The sequence below is a fragment of the Agromyces sp. P1_H4 genome, from assembly GCF_056405255.1.
In genome coordinates this window covers 1-1,387 of sequence record NZ_JBFUCL010000540.1, presented here as the reverse complement: position 1 = coordinate 1,387, position 1,387 = coordinate 1, and the positions used below count along the sequence as shown (strand labels likewise).

Annotated in this window: 1 protein-coding gene; it reads right to left on the bottom strand. The window is 73.4% G+C overall.

The window, feature by feature from the left end; genetic code table 11:
- Window positions 1-54: 54 nt before the first annotated feature.
- Window positions 55-1,387: discoidin domain-containing protein (locus AC1DY2_RS19780; RefSeq protein ID WP_476763961.1), on the bottom strand; the 1,333-nt coding region annotated here is incomplete at its 5' end.

Here is a 1,387-nt window from a genome sequence, read left to right as displayed (position 1 = left end):
GCCGCCCTCGCGGCATCCGGAATCAGGTCATCGGCAGCTCACCAGCTCACGGCATCACGGCTTGCGCGCGTTCGCGGCCAGGGTCCGTTGCGCGTCGCTCACGGCCGTCGCCGCCTCGACCCCCTCGGCCGACACCGTCACGCGAACGCTGAGCAGCTTGCCCGCGTCGCTCGTGACCGGCGTGTACGTGGCATCCGTCGCGCCCTGGATGGGCTCGCCGTTGCGCAGCCACTGCCATGCGATCTCGCCGTCGGCGGGATCGAACGAGCCCACGGCCGCGGCCGGAGTGCCCACCCGCGGCCGGTCGGCGAGCGCGAACCCGTCGACCACCGCATGCCTGCGGATGACCACCGAGTACGTGCGAGTCGCGCTGCCGTCGGCCGACGTCACGACGAGCGTGGCGACGCCGCCGTTCGCCGTCGAGGCCTGCGAGACCCGCACCACTGCGGCCGAGTCGACCGCGATCCCGTCGACGACCGGCAGCCGCCCACCGTCGACGTCGACCTCGTAGTCGAGGCGCGCCGGGTCGAACCCGTCCATCGTCTCGCCGTCGAGGCGCAGCACCGCGAGGTCGGCCACCGCCGCCGGCGCGGCCACGGACTCGAACACCTTCACCTCCGACACGATGAGGTGCGTGTTCGGGTAGGCGTTCATGACGACCCGCACACCGGTCGCGGTGACCGGCGCGAATGACGCCACGACCGTCGGCGCGCTGCCGTCGGCGGGGGATGCCACGGGCTTCGCGGTCTCCCAACCGGGTACGGCGACCCACGTGCCGTCGGTGCCGCGCACCTGCACCTGGATCGTCTGGGCCCAGCTCGTGGTGCCGTCGCGGTAGAACTGCACCGACACCTGCTGCACCTGGTGCGGCGCCGCGTACAGGTACGTCAGCGTCGACTGCGCCGGCTTGTTCGTCGACACCCAGTTCGACCAGCCCTTGTCGCCCTCGACGCCGTTGCGCGTGCGGTCGGCCGGGTAGCCCGACTCGGTCGAGCTCGCCGACGCGGTGGTGCCGGCATCCGGGTTGATGTTGCGCAGCGTCCCCTCGGTGACGAGCACCGCGAGTTGCGCGCTCAGCGAGGCTCCGTCGGCGGATGCCGCGCCGGGCACCCGCACGACCCCGACCTCGTCGAACGCGGCATCCGTGATGCCCGTCCAATCCCAGGTCACGGGCACGTCGAACGCGTTCTCCGACGCCCCGACCCGGGCCGGAACCACGGCGGGGGCGGCGGCCTGCACGCCGGCGAGGGACGAGCCCGCGGCGACCGTGATCGAGACGGGATCGGCGGCCGTGAGCCCGCCCACGTCGACGAGCGCGGTCACGGCGACGGCTTKCCCGAAGACGTCGGTCGCGGTGCCGGGCACCTCGACGCGGCCGGTCTCGGCC